The sequence below is a fragment of the Streptomyces sp. NPDC020422 genome, assembly GCF_044386705.1.
In the GTDB taxonomy this organism is placed as follows: Bacteria; Actinomycetota; Actinomycetes; order Streptomycetales; family Streptomycetaceae; genus Streptomyces.
The window spans coordinates 37,097-62,415 of record NZ_JBIRVJ010000016.1 but is presented as its reverse complement, the minus strand read 5'-3'; the positions used below and the strand labels follow the sequence as shown (position 1 = coordinate 62,415).

16 protein-coding genes and 1 pseudogene are annotated in these 25,319 nt (G+C 67.3%); 10 read left to right on the top strand and 7 right to left on the bottom strand.

What is annotated here, in order from left to right; translation table 11 throughout:
• Positions 1-28: 28 nt before the first annotated feature.
• From ACH414_RS32910 to ACH414_RS32895, 4 genes are all read right to left on the bottom strand, one after another.
• The gene (locus ACH414_RS32910) at positions 29-805 is read right to left on the bottom strand and encodes an AAA family ATPase (protein WP_398944676.1); all 777 of its coding nucleotides are present in this window, start codon (positions 803-805) and stop codon (positions 29-31) included.
• On the bottom strand, positions 802-2,322 hold the full coding sequence (locus tag ACH414_RS32905) for a Mu transposase C-terminal domain-containing protein (protein ID WP_398944775.1): 1,521 nt from the start codon (positions 2,320-2,322) through the stop codon (positions 802-804). The genes ACH414_RS32910 and ACH414_RS32905 overlap by 4 nt, the downstream gene beginning before the upstream one ends.
• A 543-nt stretch (positions 2,323-2,865) precedes the next feature.
• Positions 2,866-6,081, bottom strand: coding sequence for an AAA family ATPase (locus tag ACH414_RS32900; protein WP_398944674.1), 3,216 nt, complete (start codon positions 6,079-6,081; stop codon positions 2,866-2,868).
• On the bottom strand, positions 6,078-7,319 hold the full coding sequence (locus ACH414_RS32895; RefSeq protein WP_398944672.1) for an exonuclease SbcCD subunit D: 1,242 nt from the start codon (positions 7,317-7,319) through the stop codon (positions 6,078-6,080). Before ACH414_RS32895 ends, ACH414_RS32900 begins: the two co-directional genes overlap by 4 nt.
• An 844-nt stretch (positions 7,320-8,163) precedes the next feature.
• On the opposite strand from ACH414_RS32895, the gene ACH414_RS32890 reads away from it, so the two are divergent.
• From ACH414_RS32890 to ACH414_RS32860, 7 genes are all read left to right on the top strand, one after another.
• Positions 8,164-8,988, top strand: a complete 825-nt coding sequence (locus tag ACH414_RS32890) for a hypothetical protein (RefSeq protein WP_398944670.1) — start codon at positions 8,164-8,166, stop codon at positions 8,986-8,988.
• A gap of 49 nt (positions 8,989-9,037) precedes the next feature.
• Positions 9,038-10,180 (top strand): hypothetical protein, encoded by a 1,143-nt coding sequence (locus tag ACH414_RS32885; protein WP_398944669.1) that lies wholly within the window; start codon positions 9,038-9,040, stop codon positions 10,178-10,180.
• Positions 10,177-11,595, top strand: coding sequence for a hypothetical protein (locus ACH414_RS32880; protein ID WP_398944667.1), 1,419 nt, complete (start codon positions 10,177-10,179; stop codon positions 11,593-11,595). Before ACH414_RS32885 ends, ACH414_RS32880 begins: the two co-directional genes overlap by 4 nt.
• 2 nt (positions 11,596-11,597) lie before the next feature.
• The gene (locus tag ACH414_RS32875; RefSeq protein ID WP_398944665.1) at positions 11,598-12,953 is read left to right on the top strand and encodes an AAA domain-containing protein; all 1,356 of its coding nucleotides are present in this window, start codon (positions 11,598-11,600) and stop codon (positions 12,951-12,953) included.
• A gap of 425 nt (positions 12,954-13,378) precedes the next feature.
• Entirely contained in the window at positions 13,379-13,711 is a 333-nt protein-coding gene (locus ACH414_RS32870; protein ID WP_398944663.1) for a hypothetical protein, read from the top strand.
• 198 nt (positions 13,712-13,909) lie between these two features.
• On the top strand, positions 13,910-18,643 hold the full coding sequence (locus tag ACH414_RS32865; RefSeq protein ID WP_398944661.1) for an RHS repeat-associated core domain-containing protein: 4,734 nt from the start codon (positions 13,910-13,912) through the stop codon (positions 18,641-18,643).
• Positions 18,640-19,326 carry a histone-like nucleoid-structuring protein Lsr2 gene (locus ACH414_RS32860; protein WP_398944659.1) on the top strand — a complete coding sequence of 229 codons (687 nt, stop codon included), beginning with the start codon at positions 18,640-18,642 and terminating at the stop codon, positions 19,324-19,326. Before ACH414_RS32865 ends, ACH414_RS32860 begins: the two co-directional genes overlap by 4 nt.
• Positions 19,327-19,423: 97 nt before the next feature.
• Here the strand turns inward: ACH414_RS32860 and ACH414_RS32855 are convergent, their stop codons facing one another.
• Positions 19,424-19,912, bottom strand: coding sequence for a hypothetical protein (locus ACH414_RS32855; RefSeq protein ID WP_398944657.1), 489 nt, complete (start codon positions 19,910-19,912; stop codon positions 19,424-19,426).
• Between the two features lie 371 nt (positions 19,913-20,283).
• On the opposite strand from ACH414_RS32855, the gene ACH414_RS32850 reads away from it, so the two are divergent.
• Positions 20,284-20,691, top strand: a complete 408-nt coding sequence (locus ACH414_RS32850; RefSeq protein WP_398944656.1) for a hypothetical protein — start codon at positions 20,284-20,286, stop codon at positions 20,689-20,691.
• A 173-nt stretch (positions 20,692-20,864) separates the two neighbouring features.
• Positions 20,865-21,323 carry a hypothetical protein gene (locus tag ACH414_RS32845; RefSeq protein ID WP_398944654.1) on the top strand — a complete coding sequence of 153 codons (459 nt, stop codon included), beginning with the start codon at positions 20,865-20,867 and terminating at the stop codon, positions 21,321-21,323.
• A gap of 45 nt (positions 21,324-21,368) precedes the next feature.
• On the opposite strand, the gene ACH414_RS32840 is transcribed toward ACH414_RS32845, so the two are convergent.
• Complete coding sequence (locus tag ACH414_RS32840) at positions 21,369-22,418, bottom strand: NucA/NucB deoxyribonuclease domain-containing protein (protein ID WP_398944652.1); 1,050 nt, start codon at positions 22,416-22,418, stop codon at positions 21,369-21,371.
• A 1,081-nt stretch (positions 22,419-23,499) separates the two neighbouring features.
• A pseudogene (locus tag ACH414_RS32835) lies at positions 23,500-23,976 on the bottom strand (PleD family two-component system response regulator); the annotation flags it as partial.
• Between the two features lie 73 nt (positions 23,977-24,049).
• Between ACH414_RS32835 and ACH414_RS32830 the strand changes: the two are divergent.
• Positions 24,050-25,288, top strand: coding sequence for a nitric oxide synthase oxygenase (locus ACH414_RS32830; protein ID WP_382540800.1), 1,239 nt, complete (start codon positions 24,050-24,052; stop codon positions 25,286-25,288).
• Positions 25,289-25,319 lie beyond the last annotated feature (31 nt).

Below are 25,319 nucleotides of genomic sequence, written 5' to 3'. Positions count from 1 at the left end.
GCAGACCGGCGCACACACCCGCTCGGCACTACATGCCGCCGAGTTTGCTGTAGACCCAGTTGATGAGTTCCTGGTTGATCTCGGTCAGTCCCTTGTGCTGCATGCCTCGCAACAGGTGCTGGGTGATGGTGGCCCAGTTACGGAAGTTGCCGTGCGCCGCGGCCCGGTCGATACCGACGATCGTCTTCTCGCCGACCCCCTCCCACAGAGAGTGGAACGCCGGGAGTGTGGCGACTACCTCGTCCTCGGGCATGCGCGTGAACTTCTGCCAGATGTAGATCCGCGACGACAGCATCGGCTCGCGCTTGAGGATCCTGTAGCAGCCGTCTCCGCCGGCGAAGACCAACGCCATGTCGGTGCGACGGTCATCCCACAGGTGACGCCAGTACTCGAAGGAGGAGCGTCCCATCCACTGGGCCTCGTCACACACCAGCACCCGGAACTTCTCCGACAGTGCGTCCTTCAGGAGGGTGTCGAACTCGATCGGGCGGGTGGGTGGTTCCCCGGGGAGTCCCAGGGCGTGGAAAAGTCCGTGCCGGATGTCGCGGGGGGTCGGGCCGGAGCGTAGTTCGAGACGGTAGGTGATGTTGGGGGCTACCTGCCGCAGCGCGGAGTTCACTGACATCGTCTTGCCGCAGCCGGCCGCTCCGTAGGCGACCATCATGCCCTTGACATCAATCGTCGCCTGGACGTTGTCGAGTGTCGTCATGAGCGTCTCGGTGGCCACCAGGTGCGCGTCCAGCCGGTGGAAGTGATCCTCCTGCTCCGAGGGCAGGGTGCCGTAGTAATCGAGGTTGTCGATCACTCGTCCTCCTCGGAAACGCCGTTCTCCGGCAGCGGCGTGTCCGGGGCGGCAGGGCGGGCCCAACCGTCGGGGACTGGCATGTGCGGGATGTAGCCGGGGTCGGCACGGCGCAGGGCCGTGGTGGATCCTCTGGCCAGCTCTGCTTCGGCTTCCGCCTCGGTCAGGGACCCAAGACGCTGGGGAGGGGTGGCTGAGGTTACGGCCTTGAACCGGTCACGCCGCAGCCGGGCGGCGGCCTTCAGGTCCGCGCGAAGCCGCCGTTCCTTGGCCTTGCGGGCATTGCGCACCGCACGGACCTGCTCCTGGCTTGCCTGCTCGGCCAGGACAGCACTTCCCAGATAGGTGCCGTCGAGGCCGAAGACCTCGATGGACGCGTCATGATGGGGGAGATGGCGCACCGAGACGCGGGTGCCGCCCATGCCGACCATCCAGGGGCCGATGTAGTCGTGGTTGCGCCACCGCACACCGCGTGTGGTGATGACGCGGGTGCTTCCGTCATCCTCGAGCCCGAAGTGAGCCAGCTGCGCGGCCGGCACGTCATACAGCGGAGTGGGGTCGGCCCGCCAAGCCTCCATGGGGGTGAGGCCCTCCAGTTTGTCGGGCTTGTGCTCGTAGTTCCACCCCCGCACCCACTCCTGCAGCAGCCCGACGAACCCCTCGAACGTAAGCGCAGGCTCATCGGGATCCGCCGTGCGCCCGCCGGTGAGCTTCTGCTGGCCGGTGTAGCGCGGCATGGAGACGAACAGCATCTCCTCGACCGAGTCGTTGAGCGCTTCGATGGTGCCCTTCAGGTGCGGGTTGTAGGCTGGCAGGTCGACGACCGGCACGGCGAAGGCACCCAACGCCAAGGTCACGGGCGCGCACAGGAACTCTTTACCGCGGTCCACCCGGACGAGACCGGGCAGCCCGCCGGCCGGTCCGAACGGCTCGCTGCGGTCCAGCGCTGTACGCAGGGCCGCCAGCACCGCGTCCCTGCTGGCCGCGTGGGGCGTCACGGCCCAGCCCATGATGACCTTCCTAGCGCAGTCGATGAACCACGTCAGGCACGGCTGTACGAGTTCGTCTTCGACCCACACCTTGACGGGAACGCACTTGTGGTCGCCCTCCCAGGCCTCGTTGCGGCTTCCGGGCGGGCGCTGCCCGAACACGTCGAAGGCCCGCCGGGCAGCCTCCCCTCTGGCCAAGCCGGCCCGGTCACCAGGTGTCAGGTCCCGCCGCAGCGCCCGGTGGAAGGTCGCAAGTGACGGGACCTTGGGCTGCTGGGGGTCGGCGCGGGCCCGCTGTTGCAGCTCGCGCAGGACGGCGGAGGCATTGCCTCCCCACAGAGCCAGCAGTCGGCGGATCTCGGGGGTGACAGTGAACCGTGGCCGGCGCTTTCCATCTGATCGACCGGTCGCGCGTGCCTCGGCGACCCAGCGCCAAACTGTCCGCTCCGATCGGCCGATGGCCGTGGCAACCAGTCGTACGTGCGCGCTGGTCAGCTGGCCGCGATGGTCCAGCACCATGAGCCGTGGCATCGAGGCCAGCCGTCCGGTACTCACGGTGAAGACGGGTGTGACGGCACCGTGTGTGCCGTCCGGGGAATCACTCACAGTTCTGCTTCTTTCGGATGAGGAAATAGGAGGGGAGTGGTCGGCAGCGATGTGCGCGTGACCGGTGTGACGTGGGTTTCGCTTGTGAGCGGCTCAGTTATGGCCTTGGCCGCAGCGTGAGGCGACGCCGCGCCTGTCGAGGCCGAAAGGGGGGGGCACGACGTCCCTATCGCTCGGATGCGTGCCGCCGCCGGGCCGCGCGCCCCGCGGAGCCCTGGCGGGGGAGTCTGGCGCCGGGGTGCCGAAGGTGCCACCGTCCGGGACCGCTGCTGGTGGTGGCATCGACGTGCGCGAAGGGTGTCTGTGGCTGGCGTACGGTCGCAGACGCCTAGCGGCAGTCCTTGGCAGACGGGCAGGGGAGGCGGGGTGGGCGGGGGTGCGGGATGGGGACGGCGTTCATAGGGGAGTGTTCGGTGCGTGCGGAGGTGCGGGCTCCTGGTGGCTGTGCTGGCGAGAGCCCGCTGGTGTTCAGATGTGGTGGAGCATTTTCTGCAGGCCGTCGTGGATGATGCGGGTGCGTTCTTCGGGCGAGAGCCATTCGGCCGAGGAGCCGGTGGCGGTCTTGGTGACGTGGAGGACGTCGTCGACCTCGTCGGCGACCGGATACATGTGGCTGACGACAGCGATCGCCGTGTCCGGGGTCGTCCTGTGTCCCAGGACGAACAGCGCCTGCTCCAGGCTGGCGGCGTCCAGCGAGCCGAATCCTTCGTCGAGAAACAGGGTTTTCAGCCGGCGGTGCCCGCGGCTACGGCTGTTCAGCTCGACGAGCGCCAGGGCAAGGGCGAGGGATGCCTGGAACGTCTCGCCGCCGGAGAGGGTCTCGGGGTGGCGGACGAGGCGGGTGGCGCAGTCCACGATCTCGAACTTCTCGGTGAATACGTAATTGCCGCTGGAGATCTCCTGGAGATTCCTGCTGGCGTGGCTGAGCAGTGCGTGGGTTCGCTGTTCGGTGAGGTAGGTGAGGAACTTTCCCTCCGTCAGGAGCCGTCGCACGCTGCGCCACTGTTCGGCCTGCTGTTTGCCAGCCTTGATGGCTGCCTCAAGGGCGTCGGCGTAGGGGATGCGTGACTGCGCGGTGTGCAGATCGGCCTTGGCCCGGTCGTAGGCCTCCTCTGCGTGGCTTGTCTTGCGGCTGAGCGGATCGAGAACGGAACGCTCGAGCAGATCGCCCTGTGACGGAACAGAGAACCCTGGGCTGGCGTCGATAGCATCGCCGCGGGCAGCGGCCTGGTGTGCGAGTTCCTTCTCGAACGCGAGGACGTCGTCGCGGGCATGCTGGGCTTCTTGCTGCAGTTGCGCGGCCAGTTTTTTGTCGAGCGAGGCGAGGGACAGGCGGTAGGAGGCGACGGCGGTCAGGTCCGTTCCGTCCAGGGCGGACGGCAGTGCGGCGGACGCTTCGTCGCCGACAATGCCTGCCGCATCGGCGACCGCGTCCGCCCAGCGCTCCAGCCGCTTGACGAGATTGCGCGTGGGGGTGTCGACGGTGCGCCTGCGGCGTTCGTCCAGGGCCTGTCGGCTCTCGGTGTGCTCGGCGAGCGCCTGCCTGGTCTCGTCTCGCTGCTGTGTCGCCTTCTCGAGCTCTTCGAGCATCCGGCCGGCCCTGTCGCGGGCGGAAGCGATGTCGGGAGGCAAAGGGAGCTCGCCCGGGCAGGGCTGAGCGGGGCGAACGGATGGCGGGAGTCCGGCGATGTCCGCCAGTAGAGCCTGCAGCTGTGTGTCGTACTGCAGCCTGAACCCGTCCAGCCACTTGCTTTCACGCTGCAGGCGGCCGCGCTGGCGCTTGATGTCGGCCTTGGCGGCTTCGTGTTCTGCCTGCGCTGCTGCCCGTGCAGCCTCGGCGCTCGCAAGGGCTGTGCGGGCTTCGCTCTCCGCATCGAGGAGCGGCTGGACGAGGCTGCCGGCCACACGGGCGACCTGCCGCCGATTGGCCGGCTCGCCCTGGGCGAGACGAAGGGCCTGCGCCGTCGTCTGCTCGAAGAGAGCGCCCACAGCGGTGGCCGTGACAGGGGAGCAGGCCGGCCGGACCGTGTCCGCCAGCTCGCGCAACTGGAGCAGGGCCGTCTGCATGCGCTGTGTGGCGGTCAGATGCGCACGGCGGTGCTTGGCCGCCGCCGCTTCCGCAGCCTTCAGCTGGCCGGATGCTTCCGCCTCGGCCACCACAGCATCCCTGACGGCCTTGTCGCGCCTGGTGACCGTGCGCTTGGCTTGGCCCAGGGCCTTGCTGTCCAGGGGCGAAGGGGGCGCGAAGCCGTCGGGCAGAGGCCGGGCGCAGACTGTGCAGGCATCGCCCGGGACCAGGCCGGACCCTGCCGTGTGGGCCGCTTCGCCACGTTCAACTGTGGCAAGGTCGTCCCGTGCTGTCGCCAGGGCGCCGCTCAGTTCCTCCAGCGCGTCCTTGAGGCTGGCGCTGCGATGACGTTGTTCCTCCACCGTCTTCAGCGCCAAATGGTGCGACTGCAGCTGTGACGCTGCGGCGGTGGCTTCCTGTAGCACGTCCTGGACGGCGTCTTGGATCTGCTCGGTGCGCGTGCGTGCCTCGTCCGCGAGGCCCTTGTTACGCGCGGCGGCCTCGGCGAGCGCCACCTTGGCCTGTTCGCGCTCGGCCAGCACATGCAGTGCCTGAGCATGCTCCTGCTGGTGTTCGACGTGCTGAAGCTGCTTATCCTCCAGCTGCTGCAGCAAGGTGGTCAGACCGGTCGCACGGCTGGGCAGGTGAGACAGAACGGCAAACGCCCCGTGCAGGGACGTCAGAGTGTCACCGGCGTGTGCGCATGCGTCCAGGGCGGCCTGAGCCTCGTCCAGCCGCAAGCCCAGCTCACGCTCGAGAACGTCCTTGGCTGCCGCCGCCTTGTCCAGTTCGCTCTTCGTGCGTGCCAGCGCGGCCAGTGCGACACCCGCATCAGGGACAGCACGCTCCTGCAGCAGCCATGCGGCCTTGTCCAGCTCGTTCTTGCGGCGCTGCCGCTCGACGGCCTGGCTCTGGCCCGCGCGCAGAGCGTCCAGCCGCGCACGCCGGCTGCGCGCGACACCGCGGGTGCGCTCGACATCCAGCTCACCCTGGGCTGCGGCGACGCGGGGATCCGGTCCCAGCTCCGCCTGGGCCTTGATGGCCTGGGTGATTTGAACTTCCAGACGCTCCAGACGTGTTTCGGCGTTCTGCCGCACGTGCTCGAGCGTGCTGATGCCGAAGAGGTGGCGCAGGATGCCGGTCCGGATGGCCGGGGTCGCCTTCAGCAGGACAGCGAAATTCCCCTGGCGTGGCATGAACGTGCTGACAAACCCGTCCCGGTCCATCCCCGTCAGCTCGGTGACTGCCTCCGTCACCGCCTTCTTGTAATCGACCCGCATGCTGGGGGCATCCTCAGACAGGGGCTCGAGCACGGCCTTCGGGTTCGTGCGGTTGGCGTACAGGACGCGCCGCACGTTCCAGACGCGGCCGTCCACCTCGAACTCCAGCGCCACATGCATGCTGGGAGCGCCTCGGCTGATCAGGTCATAGGTAGCCTCGGCGCCCTTCGACCAGGAACACGTCCCGTACAGGGCGAAGATGATCGCCTCAAGGATGGTGGATTTGCCCACGCCCGTGTCGCCGAGGATGGCGAACAGACGCCTGCCGGTGAAATCGATGGTGCAGGGGCTGGTGTAGCTGCGTACTCCCATGAGGGTGAGGCGCCTGAGCTTCACGATTTCTCCGTCCAGGTGTCTTCCAGCGCGGCGCGCAGCAGTTCCTCGGCCAAGACCGGTGGTGGTGCTTCGTCGTCGACTTCGTTGAGCAGCTGGACGAACGTGGCGACCGTGGAATCCGCAGCAGCGCCGCTCACCCCCTCCTGCCCGAGGTAGGCGCGGAACGCGTCGGGAAGTTCCAGTTCCTCAACGGGGCCGAGGCCAGCGACGATGTCGGTCGCAGGCTCCGTAGCCAGTACCGGATTGATGGCGATCGCGTTCGGCACGATCGCGGCGATCTTCTGGGCAAGCGGCACGCCAGGTTCCTCGCCGGTGATCACCGCCTTCAGGTACGTCCCGTCGTACCTGTCGGCCTCGGCTTTCAGGTCGTCGAGGGTTCCCTCGAAGACGTCAAGCCGTCTCGCGCTCGTCAGCGTGCGGGGCACTGCCCGGACGGGCCGCCCGGGGTCGACGTCCACGACCACGACGCTCTTGGATTCACCAGCCTCACCGAAGTCCATAGCCAGCGGACTGCCCGCGTAACGGGCCGGGAACGAGGGCCCCCGCACAGCCTGCGGGCGGTGAATGTGCCCCAGAGCGGTGTACGACACTTTCGCAAGGTCCTCAGCCGCGATCTCGAACGACTCGTCAATCCGCCGCTCGCTCGGGGAACGTCGGGCGCCCGCGACATACACGTGCGCCGCGAACAACAGCACGTCCCTGTCAGGGTCGTATCCCTCGCGCATCGACTCCAGCAGCTGCTCCTGCAATGCGCGCATCCCCTCGGCGTAGTCGGCGTACGACGTGTCGAGCGCGGACCGCTGCCAGAACTGGTTCGGGTGCACGAACGGCATGGCGGCCAGGCGGATGCGCTGCTCGCCACCGCAGGCATCGAACGTGAACACGCCTCCTTCTTCTGCCGTGCGGAACCGATCGACGAAGAACAGCCCCCGCCCCACGGACTGGCCGGCCAAGAGGTCGAAGAAGCGGAAGTACGTGGGGGAGTCGTGGTTGCCGGCCACGATCACGGTCGGCGCGACAGCGGCGAGCTGTTTCAGGACCCGCATGGCCCGGATGAGGTCCGCGGCAGAGGGACGCGAGCTGTGGAAGAGGTCCCCTGTGTGGATGATCAAGTCCGGCTGGATGTCCCGGGCGATGTCCACGATCTCGGCTAAGACAGCGTCGAAGTCGGCAGTGCGTGGATGCCCGTACAGGGTGTGGCCTACATGCCAGTCGGAAGTGTGCAGCAGTCTGCTCATGCCTTCATGCGCCCTTTCGGAAGCGAGGCGTAGGAGGGCACCAGTGGTGCCTTATGAGCCCGGGACCGTACACCAGGAAAGCGGGAAGAAAGCTGGGAATCCCAGGAACGATTAGAGTCGTGGTAAGCGTGCGTAGCCGGTCGTGTCCAAGGGACGTGTACGGCAGCTACAGCTCACTATGCGGCAGGGAGCGGAACACCCCTCGTGACCCTCAAGGGCTTTGTTCCCAAATGCAGTTGAGGGAGCAAGCAAGTCATCTGGCGCTCAGTATTGCTGGCGTGACATCACCCGCAGGTTCAGCTCCGGAACGCGCCCTGCCGGCAGCTCGGGAACCCAGGGAAGCCCATTCGGCTGCGACTAGTCGACCGGGTGCCGCCCTCCGTACCGTGCCCGCTTCACTCGAACTGATGAGTCGCGACCGCCGAGCTTGCCGATGCGGCCCGTTGAACATTGCACGTCAGACCGGAACGCGTAGCAGCGAGATACGCTCCTTCCGGGAAAGCGGGTAGAAGACTGGAATCTCCGGGATGCTGCTAAGGGCCGTCCTGCAAGTAGGTTCCGCGGTCGGGCGCTGCAACGGAAGGTCAACGGGGCGCCCCTTCTCGATGCAGAACCGCAGGATGCCCGCCACTTGGCGAGCATCCGCGATGTGCTGCTGGAGGAGTTGCTCGTCCCCTGTCGTGCCACTGGTCGGTGAAGGCTTGCAACTGGGACAGGATCGACGCCCCCTCGGCAGGTGTGGCCGTTACCGCAGTCAATCGGGTGAGTCGGAGGGCCGTACTGTGGCCGACCACGCCCGACACGATCCGGAGATCGCTGGCGGGACAGCCCTTAGCATTGGGGGATGCATGAGCACCTGGTTGCACTCGAGGGACGTATGCAGCAACTGCAGCACGCGATCCGGCAGGCGCTCACACACGATGACAGCGCTCAACTGGACAGCCTGCGGCAGGAGTTGAGGCGAGCCCAACGAGCCTGGGAAGTGCTGTGCGGCCTGGACGACAGCCCGGCCACGGGCCAACAGGAGCCCACCCCGCCAGCGGCCCCGAAACCCATCCGAAGCAACCTGCCTATCCGTGACCAGGTCAACCAGGCGCTGGCCCTCCTCACTGTGCCCGCTTCCCCCAAACTCATCAGCCAGGTCCACCGGGCTTTCTTCTCCAGCTCCTTGAACACCGCACGCCTGACCACCCTGCGCCGCGACGAGGAACGCTCCTTCCGTTCCGCTCCCTACGCCCGCGCCTACTACGTCTGCTCTGCCCTGACCTATGACCTGCTTGCACCAGCCCGGGCACTACTCGCCTTGAGTACCTGGCCGCTGGAGCGACGCATCGTGGGACCGCTCACCCAAAGGGTCCACTTCCTCACCGCTGCCATGCGACTCGCCGACGCTGCCGAACGCCTCATCGGTGACACCCAGCCACCACAACCCGTCCAGCAGCTCCTCCTGCACTACAGCCGCAACGTCCACGGCTACAGCACCCCGAACGGCACGCTCGACCTGGCTGCCTTGCGCAGCGCAGCCGCAGCTGAACTGGAGATCCACGCAGACGACGACGCTGACACCTGCGCCGAAGCAGCCCAGCGTGCCCGGGAAAAACTCAGCGATGCAGAGCAGAACTTCGGCAACACTCTGCGCAGCGTTTCCCACCAGTCCCGCACCGCGTGAACTGCCTCTACGACCGCACGGCCTGCGCCCAGTTCCTCCGAGGAAACCAGTGAGCCAGCTCGACGCACAACTGAGCGCGTTACGCGGAGCCGCCCCGCCCCTCCCGCACAACGCACGAACGCTTGCCGCCCTGACCGTTAACCCCAGCTGCGACCGCCGCTCCCTGCTCGATGCAGCCGGCATCGACAAGGACGCCCTCGCCGCCCACCTCGGCCTGCCACGGCCGTTCAGAAAGTCCCAGCTCGCCCTCGACTACGGCATCGCCTTCGAACGCCAGGTCACCGACCAGAGTGCAGGCGTCCTGGTATCGCTGCTCCGCCAAGCCCTTGGGCTATCCCTGCCTGAGGTGTCCTACAAGGACATCAACAGTGTCGGCAGCGGCGGCGCCACATCACCTCTCGGGCTACGCTGCACCCGCACCAGCACACTCATCCTCGGCGCAGCACAGAACAGGTCCAAGCCCTACGCCCTGCTCGACCATCCCGTGCTCAGTCTGAACGTTGCCGGACACCGCGCATACCTCGAGCCGGATGTCATCGCCTTCCACCGCGACGGCGTCTTCCACGTCGTCGAGATCAAATCCTTCCCCGTCATCCACGGGCGGTTTGACCCCATCAAGGCGGCAACGGCGCTCACACAGGCCGCCGCCTACGTCCTGGCCCTGCGTGAACTCCTCGCCGGCGACAACCTCCCCCCAGAGCGAGTCTCCGACACGGTAATCCTCATCAACCCGCGCAACTTCACCCGTCGCCCCACCGCAACACCCTTCAACGCCGCCCCGCAGATCAAGCACCTCAGCCGCCACCTCGCACGGCTCCGCCGCCTGCCCGATCTGCTCGACTCTCTCCCCCCAGGAACCACCTGCGACCTGGCCCCCGGCCCCGACACGGCACCCACCCGGCCCCGCGACGAGCTCATCGCCGCGCTCGCCACCATGAAGCCGCACTACACGCCCACCTGCCGACACCACTGCGATCTCGCTGCCCACTGCCGCACCGAAGCCCGCAACCGAGGCGACCTCAGCGCCCTGGGCCCCACCGCCCAAGACGACCTGGCAGGGATCGACACCATCACCGCAGCCCTCCACCTCGCCGACGGACGCACCCGCCCCACAGAGGACCGCACAGACATCACCCACGCCCTGCGCCACGCACAACGCATCCACGACGAACTCAGGAGAGACTCCACATGAGCCTCCTGGCCTCACTCCTGCGCACGCGGGCAGCCTCCACCGGCCGCGCCGAAGCAGCCTGCCGGCTGCGCCACCTTCACCTCAGCGACCGGCCGCTGATGCTCATCGCGCTGAACCGAACCGGCCCCGCAGCACGACCGCTGGCAGTGATGCTGGGCACCGATCCCTGCCGGCCACAGCTCCACACCGCGCCCCCCTCAGGAAGCAACGCCCCCACGCTCGCCGCCCTGGCACAAACCGTCATTGCCTACATCGACACCTGCCGCCACACCGGCGACGCCCCCCAGATCCTCGTTCCCAACCCAAAGAGCGTCGAGTACCTCAAGGAGCTCGGTGACGATCTGAGACTGCGCCGCACCAACGAGATGCCCGGCTCCCGAGCCATCCAGCGCCTCGGACACTGGTTCACCTACCTCACCGACCGCGCCGACATCCCGGGGGCTGCCGCCCTCATTGCCATGACGGACTTTCTTGGCATGCACTGGATCACTGGCCAAAGTCCCCTCGAGGACGAGGACCTCGCCACGCTTCTGGCCTGGATCGACCCGCCCCGCCAGGCAGCCTCGGGACGCGAAGCCGCCGACCAGGCAGAAGCCTCCGCCACCTACCGGCCCCCAGGGCCGGCGACCGACGCTGCCTTCGACAACTACGAGCTCGCCCCCCTCCTCCAGGCTGACGCACGCGGGCAGGACCAGACCTCCGTCCTGCAGGCACTCCACAGCCTGCTGGCCCGCTACATGCAGCCCACCTGGGACCTCATGTGGCACGCCTACGCTCTCCTTCAAACCGTCCCCGAAGCCCCAAGCACCGCACGCCGCTGGGACCAAGAACGCACGGCATTCGCCGACGAATGCACCTACCTGGCCCAGGACGGACGTCCCCGGCCCGCCCATGAACAAGCCGTCGCCACAGCCGTGCGCCTGGCAACCATGGAACACGCAGACACCCTGTTTGCCGCCGAACGTGCCGCCGACGACCCCTTCGTAAGGGCCGAACTGCGCACCAGCGGCCAGGCCTTCGCCGGCCCAGTCATCACGGTCGACACACAGCACCTCCGGCGCGGACTCACCGGGCGAGCCCTTTGGCGCCCCCGGCTCACCGTTTCCACCCGGGACCCCGTACTCATGGAACCCGGCCAACTCCTGGCCTGCCACACCCACCGCAACGCTCGCTACAAGATCAGCGAGATCACCCCATCGACTGACGCCACCGTCGTCGAACTCGAGATCACCGCAGGCATGGGAACCGTAGCCCGCCCCAACGACACAGTCTTACCCGAACCCGGTACCCAGCTCGTGTTCACTCTCGCCCCCGACTACTACCGGATGCCCGAATTCCCCACTCGCGCCCAAACACCCTGGACCCACGGCGGACCTCCCCCCGAGCATCCGAATGAGAACGGCGACGGTGAGTAGTGATGTCACCGCACCAGTCACCTGCTCATCAGCAGACGAATGAAGCCACCCGCACCATCCTGGAACAACTGCCCCAACTCACCCACCGCGGCCTTGTCGTGGAAGCTCCGCCCGGCGCTGGCAAGACCTCTCTCGTCGCCCAGGCCGCAGACACCCTCAGCAAGACCAGCGGTCCCTGCATCGTCATGGCCCAGACCAACGCGCAGGTCGACCAACTCGTGTGGCGATTCGCCCAGCACCCCTCCCGCCTGCGCGCCGCCCGCCTCACCGGAATCGAGCACGAAGCGCCCGACGACCTGCAGACACATCCCCGCATCCGTATCAGCACTCGTATCGAAGACCTCGAGCAAACCGCCGACGTCATCGTCGGCACAGCCATGAAGTGGGCCACAGTCACCGGCCGCCGATGGCCCTGGGCGGTCATCGACGAGGCCTACCAGATGCGCTCCGACATGCTCCTGCGGAGCGCCGGCCTATTCGACAGAACCCTCTTCGTGGGGGACCCCGGCCAACTCGATCCCTTCTCCAACATCACGACCGACCGCTTCGCCCAGCTCCACCACGACCCCGTGAGCAGCGCAGTCGCCGTCCTGCTCGCCAACAACCCCGACGTGCCCGTCCACCAACTGCCCGTATCCTGGCGCCTGCCACCCTCAGCCGTCCCCCTGATCAGCGAGGCCTTCTACTCCACACCCTTCCGCGCCGGAACCGCTGAAACGGACCGAACTCTCACCTTCACCGTCACCGGCATGCGCACTCTCACCGACAAGGTCATCGAACACGCCGCACGCACAGGATGGGCCCTGCTCGAACTGCCGGCACGCATCACCCACCACCTCGACAGCGAAGCCCACCACGCCATCCTCGACATCGCCGAAAGACTCATGGTCCGCGGCACTATCGCCACTTGCGAGGACAACCCCCAGGGACACCTCCTGCGCCCCGACGACATCGCCATCGGCACCGTCCACCGGCGTCAGGTCCAGCACATCCGCCTCCTCCAGGCCCGCCACTACCCCCGACTTCACGGCATCACCGTCGACACCGCCAACAAGCTCCAGGGAAGCGAACGTAGAATCACGCTCGTCCTGCACCCACTCTCCGGCCGCCGCGACGCCTCCACCTTCCACCTGGAAGCCGGCCGCCTGTGCGTCCTCACCTCACGCCACCGCCACGCCTGCATCATCGTCGGCCGTGCCGGCATCGGCGAGCTCCTTGAAACCCACCCCTCCAACAGCCCTACGTACCCCGGACCTGCCACCAAGGTTCCGGACGGCTGGGAGGCCCATCACACCGTCCTCGAGCACCTGGCCCAGCACACCATCCGCGCTTCGTCACGGGTCCGTGATCGCCATTAGCGAGTCTGCCCAGCAACACCGAACCATGACTGCCAGCTGAGTAAGCCCGCTCGAACACAAACACAGTGCATGCCCCAGACGGCCAACAGCTGGGGAGGATCATGCGGCAGTGCCTCCCTCCATCGCAGAGCTGGCCGTGCCTCACTCCGGGGCGGGAAGGCCGAGCAGCCTTGGCCTGACAACGCCTGGAGGGAGCCTGATAGCGGCGAGCTAGCCGGGGAGTCGATGGCAAGGTAGGCCGCTGAAGCCACTCATGTGGCAAGACGGCACTTTGCTCTGCCTTCCGGGTCCTACGCCAAGATCGTTCGGGCAACGGTAAAGTCATTGAGATCCCCGCTGGCCGCGATCAGCCCGGTGGTCATGAGTTGCCGGCCCGAGCTGCTGGGACAGCGGATGCACGGTTTGCGGAAGAAGGGGGTGGGCGTGTGGTCGGCAGGACTGAGACCGAGGTCAAGATCAAGTCTGGGGGCACCGTTCCCATCACGCGCGCTGATGTCGCTGTGGCTGCGCTGGATGTACCTGAGTACACAGCCCATGGCCGCAACGACTTCTGGGTCATGGTTCACGTGGGTGCGCGCCTGATCCCGGCCGTCCCCCTCATGCGTGCCGTCCTTGGAGGGCAGGAACCCCATAACACCAACGAAGCGGAGATGAGGTTCCGCGAGCTCGGGTTCCGTATTTTCGTCACGCGTCTCTACGACTCATCTGGGCAGCCGATACGGCTGACGAACGAACAGATCAAGGGCGCCAGGCCCTGAGCCGATGAGTCCCGCACCCGCGGCGAAGCAGCACAGAGCGGGGGCGGGCCGGTAGAGCACAGCCCGCACCCTCGTCATTGCGCCAGCGAGCGCGGCCAGCCAAGCGGGTGGCCTGATCTGTCGGGCCGTTGAGCTGCACTGATCCCCTCCGTGATATCTCTCTTTGGACTTGCAAACGGCCAAATGGGGGAGTGGGCCATGTCGGTGACGGTGCCGGACTGGGCGGACACGCTGCTCGACATCATCGGCGTTGCATGGCCGAACGTCGACGAGGACGCCTACCGCGACATGGCCGACGCGCTCAGGGAATTTGCCGAGGACCTGGAAGACGACGGCCAGCTCGCGAACAACCACTTCGAACGGCTGCTGTCTTCCGGGCAGGGCGAGTCTCTTGATGCGCTGAACGAGCACTGGCAGAAGGTCAAGGGCAAGCACATCAAAGACATCGCCGGCGCGGCCCGCACGATCGCCGGTGCGCTGGACACCGCGGCGACGGCGATCACCACGATGAAGGGCCTGGCCATGGGCCAGTTGACGTGGCTGGCCGGCGAAGCGGGAATCTCGCTGGCGCTCATCCCTGTCACTGGTGGTCTGTCGATGTTGCTCGGCGGCACCGCTATCCGCCTCACCCAGGAGGCGGTCAAGCGGCTGATCAAGGAGTGCGCGGAGGAGGTAGTCGGGTACATCGTCTCGGCGATGACGGAGCCAGCGGTCGCAGCCCTAGAAGGAATGGCCGCCGACCTCGTCGTCCAGCTTGGGGCGGTTGCGATCGGCCTGCAGGACGGGGTGGATCTCGACCAGGCCAAGGACGCCGGAAAGGAAGGCTTCAAGGACGGCGTCCAGTCCGGCAAGGACGCGATGCACCTGGCGTCCGCAGGCGGCGGCGGTGGCAAGGGGCCTGGCAGCGGGTTGAAGAACCTGCACATCGAGCACGACGAGCACGACCACGCCTCTACCCAGCTCAACACGGTCAGTGTCGGCATCCACGGCAAGACGGCCGGCAAGCTCGCCAAAGCGAAGACCGCGCACGGTCGTGCCCGCGGCAAGGATTCGATCGCCGATGCGATCGACCCCGTCGCGGACAAGGCACTCGAGGCTCTCACCAAGGCCGCGAAGACCATGGGCGACCACGTGGGTCAGACCTTGCCCAAGGTGGTCAAGCAGATCTCCGTTGACCACAAGAACACGGATGACGACCTGCGTGACCGCTTCGCCCGCCAGCGAAAAGGCGACCACGACAGCAGCAGTGGTCGCAACGGCGGCGGCCCCCGACGTGATGGCAGAGGAGAAGACAATGGCAGGAAGCCCCCGAAGGCGCTGAACGGAGCGAAGGACGATCCGCGCCGGCACGCGATCCCCGAAACGAAGAAGCGGTGCGAGAACGACCCGGTCGACGTGGCGACCGGCGAGATGATCCTCACGCACACAGACCTGTCCCTGCCAGGAGTCCTGCCCCTCGTCCTACGCCGAACCCACCTGTCCGGATACCGCTTCGGATACTGGTACGGCCACAGCTGGGCCTCCACACTGGACGAGCGCATCGAACTCGACCTGGCATCGCCCGGCGCCGTCTGGGCACGCCAGGACGGCTCCCTTCTCGTCTACCCAGGCCTGCCTCAGGACGATGGCGAGCCGGTGGCCCCACTGGAGGGACCACAGCTCGAGCTCGCCCGGCACAGCCAGCGCGATGATGAGACGACCTACCGTGTCACCGACCACCGAACCGGCTTGACCCGGTTCTTCACGGGCAGCCCCTACCGTGCATCGACCGCGTACTGGCTGACGGGCATCGAAGACCGCAACAACAACCGGATCACCCTCTCCCGCCGGCCCGACGGCGCACCGACCGCGGTGACTCACACCGGCGGATACACCGCCCGCGTCACCACCGAGGCCGGCCGGGTGACCGTCCTGCACCTGCATACGCCCGACGGCCTGGTCGAGATCCGCCGCTACGGGTACGACGACGCGGGCCTGCTGTCGGAGATCTTCAACGACTCCGCCCTTCCGCTGCGCCTGACCTACGACAGTGATGGGCGGATCACCTCGTGGACCGACCGCAACGACTCAACCTTCCGCTATGTCTACGACTTGGCCGGCCGAGTGAAGGCCACAGTCGGGCCCGACGGGTTCCTGTCGTCGACGTTCGCCTACGACACCCATCCCGAGACCGGACATCCCCTCACCCGCTACACCAATTCCACCGGCGCCACGACCCTCTTCCAGATGAACGAAGCGCTGCAGGTCGTCGCCGAGACAGACCCTCTCGGCCACACCAGCCGCTTCACGTTCGACACCCGCGATGAGCTGCTCACCCAGACCGACGCGACCGGCCGCACCACCCACTTCGAGCGGAACGACAACGGCGACCTCGTCGCCATGACCGCTACTGACGGAGTCCGCACCACAGCCGCCTACAACGACCTTCACCAGCCCGTCGCAATCACCGAACGCGGCGGCATCACGAGCCGCTTCACCTACGACGAGCGAGGCAACCTCCTCACCGCCGTCGAAGCGGACGGCGAAACCACCCACTACACGCACAACGACCACGGACATCTGACCGGCGTCGTCAACGCAGCCGGTGGCCGGACCACGATACGTACCGACCGCGCGGGCCTGCCGGTGCAGATCACCGCTCCCGACGGAGCCACCGCCGTCTTCACCAGAGACCCCTTCGGCCGGGTCATCACCGCCACAGACGCACTGGGCGGCACCCTGAAACAAGGCTGGACCACCGAGGGCCGCCCCTCCTGGCGGGAACTACCCGACGGCACCTGCGAGCAGTGGACCTGGGACCCGGAAGGCAACCTCACCACCCACACCGACCGGATGGGCCGCACCACCACCCACACAGCCACCCACTTCGACCTGCGCTCCGGCACCCACACCGCAGACGGAGCCGACCACCACTTCACCCACGACACCGAACTGCGCCTGGCCAAGGTCACCAACGCGCAAGGCCTCGAATGGCGCTACACCTATGACGCAGCCGGCCGGCTCATCGCCGAGACCGACTTCGACGGCCGCACGCTGACCTACGAGCGCGACCCACTGGGCCGCGTCACCCGCCGCACCAACGCCGCGGGACAGAGCCTGACCTACGAGCGTGACCCACTGGGCCGCGTCATCCGTCTCGCCCACGACGACGGCACCGCGGCCACCTTCACCTACGACGCTTCCGGCTACCTGGTACGCGCCACCAACCAGCACGCCGACATCACCTTCGAGCGCGACGCAGCGGGCCGGACCGTGTCCGAAACGGTCAACGGACGCACCCTCACCCACGCCTACGACGCGATGGGCCGGCCCACCTACCGTCGCACCCCCTCCGGCGCCGCCTCCCTCATCGACTACACCACCAACGGGATCGCCCGATACCAGGCCGGCGACCACACCTTCCGTTTCACACGTGATTCCCTGGGCAGGGAAACCAGCCGAACCCTGGGATCCCTCACCCTGCAGCACTCCTGGGACCCGGTCGGCCGCATCACGAGCCAGACCGCGGCCCACGACCTCACCCAGATCCTGGACCGCACCGCCACCTACCAGGCTGACGGAACCCCCATACAGCTCCACGACAGCCGCACCGGCACCCGGACGTACACCCTCGACCCGGCCAGCCGGATCACCGCTGTCGACGCAGATGGCTGGCGCGAACAGTACGCCTACAACACTGCCGGCGACCTCGCCCACAGCGCCCTCCCGCCCCACGCCCCCGGCCAGGAAAGCGCAGGCGATCACACCTACACCGGAAGCCGCCTCACCCAAGCTGGCCGCACCACATTCACTTACGACGCCCAGGGCCGCATCACTCAACGCCAGACCCGCACCCTCAGCGGCAAGACCTTGACCTGGCACTACACCTGGAACGCCGAAGACCGCCTCACCCGCGTCACCACCCCCACCGGCGACCAGTGGCACTACCACTACGACGCCTTCGGCCGCCGCATCAGCAAACAGCAGACCACTGCAGACGGCCGCACCCCGGCTCTCGTCACCTACACCTGGGACGGCGGGCAGATCGCCGAACAGTACGACGGCACAACCACCCTCACCTGGGACTACCTCGGCCTGCAGCCCCTCGCACAACGCGAAGCACGCGGAGCCACCCAAGAGGACACCGACCGCCGGTTCTTCGCGATCATCGCCGACCTCACCGGGAGCCCCAGCGACCTGCTCACACCCGACGGTGACACTGCCTGGCAAGCCCGCACAACCGCATGGGGCGTCACCCAATGGAACCGCGACGCCACCGCCTACACCCCGCTACGCCAGCCCGGACAGTACTTTGACCCCGAGACTGGCCTCCACTACAACGCCAACCGCTACTACGACCCCCACCAGGGCCGGTACCTCACCCCCGACCCACTCGGCCTCGCCCCGGCCATCAACCACTACGCCTACGTCCCCAACCCCTTCACCCTCAGCGACCCCCTCGGCCTGGCCGGCTGCTCAGCTGACCCCACCTGGGGAGGCCGCGTCACCTTCACCCGCGACGCCCACGGCCGCCCCTACGAGATGAACGCCATCATCGCCCGAGACATGCTCGACGAAGGAACCGACGCCAACGGCAACCTCCGCCCGCCAGGCTTCCTCGGCGGCGACTACAACCAGGCACGCGGACACATGCTCGCCAACCGGCTCGGCGGCTCAGGCGACACCCTCGACAACCTCTTCACCATCACCCAGAACCCCACCAACAGCCCCGACATGCGGCACTGGGAAGACCAGGTCTACCGCGCCGTCGACGGCGGAAAGATCGTCACCTACAACGTCTACCTCGACTACACCGACGACCTGCCCGACTCCGTGCCGAAGTACATCCAGCTCGAAGCCCACGACCACCATGGCAACCTGATCTTCGACAAACAGCTCACCAACCCCGCTCACGGCCAGCAACAGCGCCACCGCCGAGGACTGCTTCCATGACCAGCATCGACCGCCTCATCACCACCTGCCCACCCCCATCGCCGCCCACCACGACGTACACGGACTGGCCGGCCGTCGAGCAACAACTCGGCATGCCGCTCCCGACGGACTACAAGCAGATCGCCGACACCTACGGACCAGGAACGTTCTGCGGGTTCCTCCACCTCTACCACCCCCACGCACACACGACCTGGACCAGCCTCACCGGCCCCATGCCATCCACGATCCGCGCCCAACTCCAGCAGGAACATGAGCAGGACACCCCGCCGCTCCCCGCTGACCCCCAGGAGCTGTTTCCCATGGCGGTCACCGACAACGGCGAGTACCTCTTCTGGGTAACCCGCCCAGCGACCAGCCCCGATGCATGGACTGTCGCCGTCAACCAGGCCCGCAGCTTCCGGTGGCACAGCTATGACGGCACCCTGGCCGACTTCCTCACCGCTGTCCTATCCGGCCGCGAGATCGTCCCCGTCTTCCCCAGCAGCCTCCTTGACCACGGCACGTTCTTCACACCCCTGACACCCGCTGCCAACCCCACCGCCGAGCAGCCTCAGCCGAGCAGCACCATGGCATCCTCAAGCGACATCCGAGCCTGGGCACGTGACCACGGCTACGAGGTCCCCGACCGCGGCCGCATCCCCATCGAGATCCTCGACGCATGGCAGGCAGCCAACACTCAGTAGAGCCAGCGTTGTCGCCGTACTCGAAAATGTGCTCAGTGACGTACGGATGAACGTGCTCAGCGAGATGACAGGCTGTTCGCTAGGCTCGGTGGACGGATCACCAGAGGCCGAAGAACCGCGTCCACCACGTGGGCCGCGCTGCGAAGTGCTCCAGCGCGCTGGGGCCCTCGTAGTCGCTTTCCAGCAGTTCTTCGGGGACGCTCACATAGCCGAGTTCGGTCAGAGCATGCTCCACTGTGGCGAGGTCGGCGGGGTCTAGCGCGCCCTCCTCATGGGCTTCGTCCGTGCCGAGGTAGGCCCCCGGATTGTCGGCGCATACCTCGGCGAGGGAGCCGAACTTGCTTACACAGACCACGATCCGCGTTCCGCAGATCGTCGCGTCCGCGGGCACGTGGATGCGCCCGTACTCACTGGAGTCCTGGGTGTCCCGCTCGGACTCGCACGGGGCTCCGAAGTCCGCTTCGAGCCGGCGGACCAGCTCGCCGAACGCGAGGCCGGTCGCGGCGCGGTCGTAGTGAAACGGCTGTTCCAGCCGTTCGGGGTCGTCGAGTTCGCGCAGGAGGGCCAGCAGTTCCGTCTCGCTCATTGCCATCCGCCCATCCTGCCGCCCGGCGGGAGGAAGCAGAGGGGCAGGGGTGTGCAAGCAAGAGCTGGATCCGAAGGTAGTGGCCATCCTCGCTACGTCAGCAAGTGGGCACGTTCATCCGTACATGACTGGGCACGTTCACATGTACACCGACAAGCGTTCCCCCACAGCCCGACAGTGGACCATGAGCCCCTGACCGGCAGGCGACCCCGCCCCTCGGCGCGTAGCGAGAGGTCGAAGAAGCGGAGCCAGCTTCGCCTCAAACGCAGACGGCTCTGGCCTGTACGAGTAGGTCTTCTCCGCATCTACTGGGGACGAGATGCCGAGGCCGGAAAGGATTGGTCTCCCAAAGAGTCAAGGGGAGCAGAGGTATGAGGGCACTGACCGTTCGCCAGCCGTATGCCGATGCCATTGTCTGGGGCGGCAAGACGACCGAGAACCGGCTTCGGCCGCTCTCGGCCATGCACTTGGGGACCACGGTCCTCATTCACGCGGCGAAGGCCTCACATGCGTCGGAGGTGACGTCGGCCGACCTGGGCCTGGACTACGCTCCGGACGTACGGGGCGCCATCATCGGCGCGGGGGTTCTCGACTCTTGTCACCAGTTCTCCGCCGGCGGCTGCTGTGCGCCCTGGGGCATGATCGGTTTCTGGCACTGGGTACTGCGTGATGTGCGTCCTTTGCCGCAGCCCGTCTTCGTGAACGGTCATCTGGGCCTGTGGACGCTTTCCGAACGCACCCTGCGTGACGTCCGGGCCCAGCTCATCGAAACGTCCTGACCTGAACGCATCCTTGAGCGGGCGACGGGGTCCTTCCCGCCCGGCGGAACACTGGAGCCAAGGATCGGATTCAGTCGGGGATCAAGCCGTTCAGGGTGTGTAGCGGTTTGCGTGCCTATAGTGCCGAGAGCTGGCCCGGCTGATGACGGGCCTGGGAACGGAGGAGAGGCGTCGTGGCCGATTTAGTGCGGCAGGACCTGCTGGACGTGGAGGTGGCGTTTCGGGGTTTTGGGTTCCAGGAGTCCGACGACACTGTGGTGCCCGTGCCGTTCGGGGACGGTTATGAGTGGGGTGTGTTCCTGGCCCAGCACGAGCGCCGCTTCGACCTGTTCAGCGGCGGCCATACCCATACCGCAGCGGTTACCGTCAGGATCTGGGATGCCGAGCCCGCTGCCGATCCGGTCAAGTGGGATGAGTTCGGCGAGGTCGACTTCGAGACGACCTCCGGGGATGTCGCGGTGTGGACGACGACCCTGGGCCGGTCGGACCATCTGATCCGGCTCGGCGCACCGGGCTGGTGGCGGGTGCGTGTGGGGTGCATGGGGCGGGCCGAGGTCGCGCGCGTGACGCAGACCGAGGGCGTCGCCTACGGTGTGGAGAAGTACGTCATCGATTTCTGGCCGAAGGGCTGACCGAATCGCGGGCCCGGCGCGACGTCGCGCCGGGCCCGCTGGAGCTCAGTTGATCTTGACGATGAAGCCGTCTTCCATGCCGTCGATGATCCGGTTGGCGTTGTAGAAGCCGCTCAGCAGGTTGCCAGCAGCACCGTTCTGGGCGCCGGGGACGGGCATGACGGAGAAGTTGTTCTTCTCGACGTGCACGTCGAACTCGGAGGCGGCGGAACCTTCATAGGTGGTGGCGAAGGGGAATTCGTCGCATTCCTTTCCTCCGTCGGTGTAGTTCGCGCCCCAGGCGCGCGTGCACTCGCGGACTGCGACGGCGCGGTTGCGGTCCCGGCGCCTCTGGTCGAGGAACAGGCGGTGCAGGGGTTCCTTCAGGTTGTCGCCCGGCACGTTCTTCAGCGCGTTCAGCGGCTTGGTCGCGCCAGGGTTGGTGAAGGCCTGCTTGATGTGTTCGGCCACGGCCTGCTCCGGGGCTCCGGGCTGAGAGCTGTACTCGAGGGTGGCCATCATGCTGAATGCGGCGCCGCCCTTGTTCGCGGGGTTGCCGCCGCCGGTGGAGTTGCGCAGGTATGAAGCAGCGTCCCAGCGGGGGGCGAACATGAACGGCTTACCCGTCACAGGGCTCGGCCCCACCCACCCCGGGGGCATGGTGTTGACGATCTCGGGCTGGTAGACGGCCGCGATGAGGTCTGCTGCACCCGCGCCGCTGCCCTGACCGGGCGCGTAGCGAAGCGTGTGGGTGTAGTGGGGGCTGGCCTGCATCTGCGGCAGAGTCTTGGTGACGGGAAGCGTGTTGCTGAGCACCGGCTTTGCTGCTGCCGGCCAGTTCTGGGGTACGACGCCCTTAAGGCCGATGCGCATACCGGCGGCGCCGGTGCTGCCGACGGAGATGAAGTCGGTGAGGTCGTACTCGAAGAACATCGTGCGGTCGGCTTCCTTGGGAACCGTGCCTCGGACGTACACGGTGTAGGAGCTGGTGCCGACCTGCCCTTCCTGCTTGGCCCAGACGGTGGTGACCTGAAGGGCTGTGCAGACAGCGAAGCGGGACTTGAGGTAGAACTTCGCGGCGCCGGCCATGTTCGCCTTGCACTCGGCCAGCGACATGGTCCGGGCCGGTTCCGGATACGACACAGCAGCCGGGGCGGCCTGTGCCCTGGGTGCCAGCGCGCCGGGAGCGGGAGTGGGGGTCGAGGCAGGGACTGTGGCCTTCTCCCCGTACGCGGCCGCGGGGCCGACCACTTCCAGTGGCGTCGTCGCATCGGTGGCGGCCTCGGCTGCTGCCAGCCTCTGTTCGGCCCCCTCGTGGAGGTCTGACAGGGAGGGAAGGGGTTCACCCGCAGGGACCATGTAAGTACGGGCCTGCCCAGGATCGGATTCCACGGCTGCTGATGCGGCGGCGGTCGGGGCGAGTGGCAAGAGGGCGATCGCCGTCAGCGCGGATAGCAGAGAAGCACGTAAGCGGCGAAGTCGTATGGAGCTGTTGATGGTTCCCCCAAGGAACGTGCGGTCCGTCGCGGTCGTGGGCCAGCCTCTCGGCAGGCCGCGACATCAAGATCTACCGAATGTTTGATCCAAAACAGCAGGCGAAGCACGGCTGTTGTCCGGATCCATCACAAAACTGTCCGGTCCATCCCGATCGTCATCAGCGCAACCCGTGTTGAGCGGTCATACCGCAGGAACGAGCCGGTCAACTCGTTTCGGTATTGAGGACCAAGAGGGCAGGCGTGCGGACGGGCGATGTGACCACGGCTGGTCGGCCCGGACCTGCGGCCGGCGAGGTGGGACGACTCGCACCAGCGCCTCTAACCTGAACGTTGCTGCAGGCCAGGCCAGCCCCAACCTCGTCGTTGTGCCGGTCATCAACGGGAAGATCAACTTCTACAACCACGCCGGATCCCTCGACCTCCTCGCCGACGTCTCCGGCTACTTCACGAGCTGACACCCTGTGGGCCTCGCCGTGCGTGCACGACGAGGCCCACGTCGTTCTCAACCGCACCTGGCCGAATGCACGCCACGGCGCTACGCGAACCTACGCGCTCGGCAGCCCCCACCGGGCCTGGACCGCCCGCTCGTCTCAACCTGGCCAGCGTGCGCATAAGCCTGATCGTTTTACTCTTCGTGCGGTGCCTCGCAGGCGCGACCAGCCCCGGTACGGGGGCCGGTCGACGCTTGCCCACTGCCTCCTCTATGCGCTGAATCGTTCCAGGTAGATGGAGGTGAACACGGTGACTTTGGCACGCAACGCCCACGGGTCGAAGGGCTTGCTGATGTAGTCGACCGCGCCGGCCGAGTAGCCGCGGGCTGAGTGCTCGGAGTCCACGCCCATGGCGGTGAGAAAGATGATGGGCACGTCACGTGTCCGCGGGCGGCGCTTGATGTGTGCGCAGGTCTCGTAGCCGTCCATCTCCGGCATCTGCACGTCCATGATGATGACAGCGAAGTCGTCGTGGTCGAGCAAGGCCTTGAGGGCTTCCCGGCCGGAGGAGACGGTGACGAGCTCCTGGTCGAGTGTCGCCAGGACCGCAGTCATCGCCAGCAGGTTGTCCGGCTGATCGTCGACGATGAGGATCTTGGGCATGGCCTGCGGCGTCCCCGGCAGCGCAGCGATAGGGGACTGCTCCACGGCGTCCAGCTGCCGCTCGAGGAGATCGCAGCGGCCCTCCCCAGGACCGAAATGACTACTCTCCACACCCGCTCGGTTCCATGCGGTAGTCATATGCTCGGGAGGGAACACCTTGGTCTTCAGTCTGAGTCGCCGCCGCAAGTCCGCACCCGTCGTCGAGGCCTGTCCGTACGCGTCCGCCGCGGGGCATGACGCCCCGGCAGCCGCGCACCGCACCCCCCTGGGGCCGGGGCGCACGGCGGGGCCGACGGGCCCGCCCGCGTTCGTCGACCGGCAGCAGGCCGAGGTGTTCATCCGGCAGTTCCACTTCGAGCAGCCTCACGAGGGGGACGTCGAGGCCAGGGTCCGGGCCGTGCTGGACGAGATCGACCGGACCGGGACCTACGAGCACTCCCCCGCCGAGCTCGCCTTCGGCGCCCGGGTCGCCTGGCGGAACGCGGCCCGGTGCATCGGGAGGCTCTACTGGCGCAGCCTGGTGGTGCGGGACCTGCGGCACGTGGTGGCCGCCGACGACATCGCCGCCGAGTGCTTCGAGCACCTGCGGCTCGCCGGCAACGGCGGGCGGATCCGGCCGGTCATCTCCGTCTTCGCGCCCGACCGGCCGGGCCGGCCGGGGGCCCGGATCGTCAACGACCAGCTGGTGCGGTACGCGGGCCACCGCACCGCCGAGGGCCGCTGGGTGGGCGATCCACGCAGCGCGGCACTGACGGACCGCGCCCGCGGGCTGGGCTGGAAGCGGAACGAAGGGGCCTTCCAGACGCTCCCGTTGATGGTGCGGGAACGCCCCGGCGCGCGCCCCCACTGGTACGAGCTGCCGGACGACGCCGTACGGGAAGTCCCGCTCAGCCACCCCGACCACCCGTGGTTCGCGGAGCTGGGGCTTCGCTGGTACACGGTGCCGGCCATCAGTGACATGACGCTGGAGATCGGCGGCGTGCGGTACCAGGCGGCCCCGTTCAACGGCTGGTACATGGGGACGGAGATAGGCGCCCGCAACCTCGCCGACACCGAGCGCTACGACCTGCTGCCCGAGGTGGCGGACAGGCTGGGCCTCGACCGGTCCTCCGAGCGCACGCTGTGGCGCGACCGGGCGCTGGTCGAACTCAACGTGGCGGTGCTGCACTCCTTCCAGGAGGCCGGGGTGACGATGGCCGACCATCACACCGAGTCCGAGCGCTTCCTGCGCCACATCGACCAGGAGAGCCGCCACGGCCGGTCCACCCCCGCCGACTGGAGCTGGATCGTCCCGCCGATATCGGGCTCCGCGACCTCCGTCTTCCACCGGTACTACGACCCCGTGGACCCCGACATCCGGCCCGCCTTCCTTCCCCGCCTCCCCCGCGAGTCGTAGACCGCCCGCGGCCCGGCGCCCCGCCGGGCCG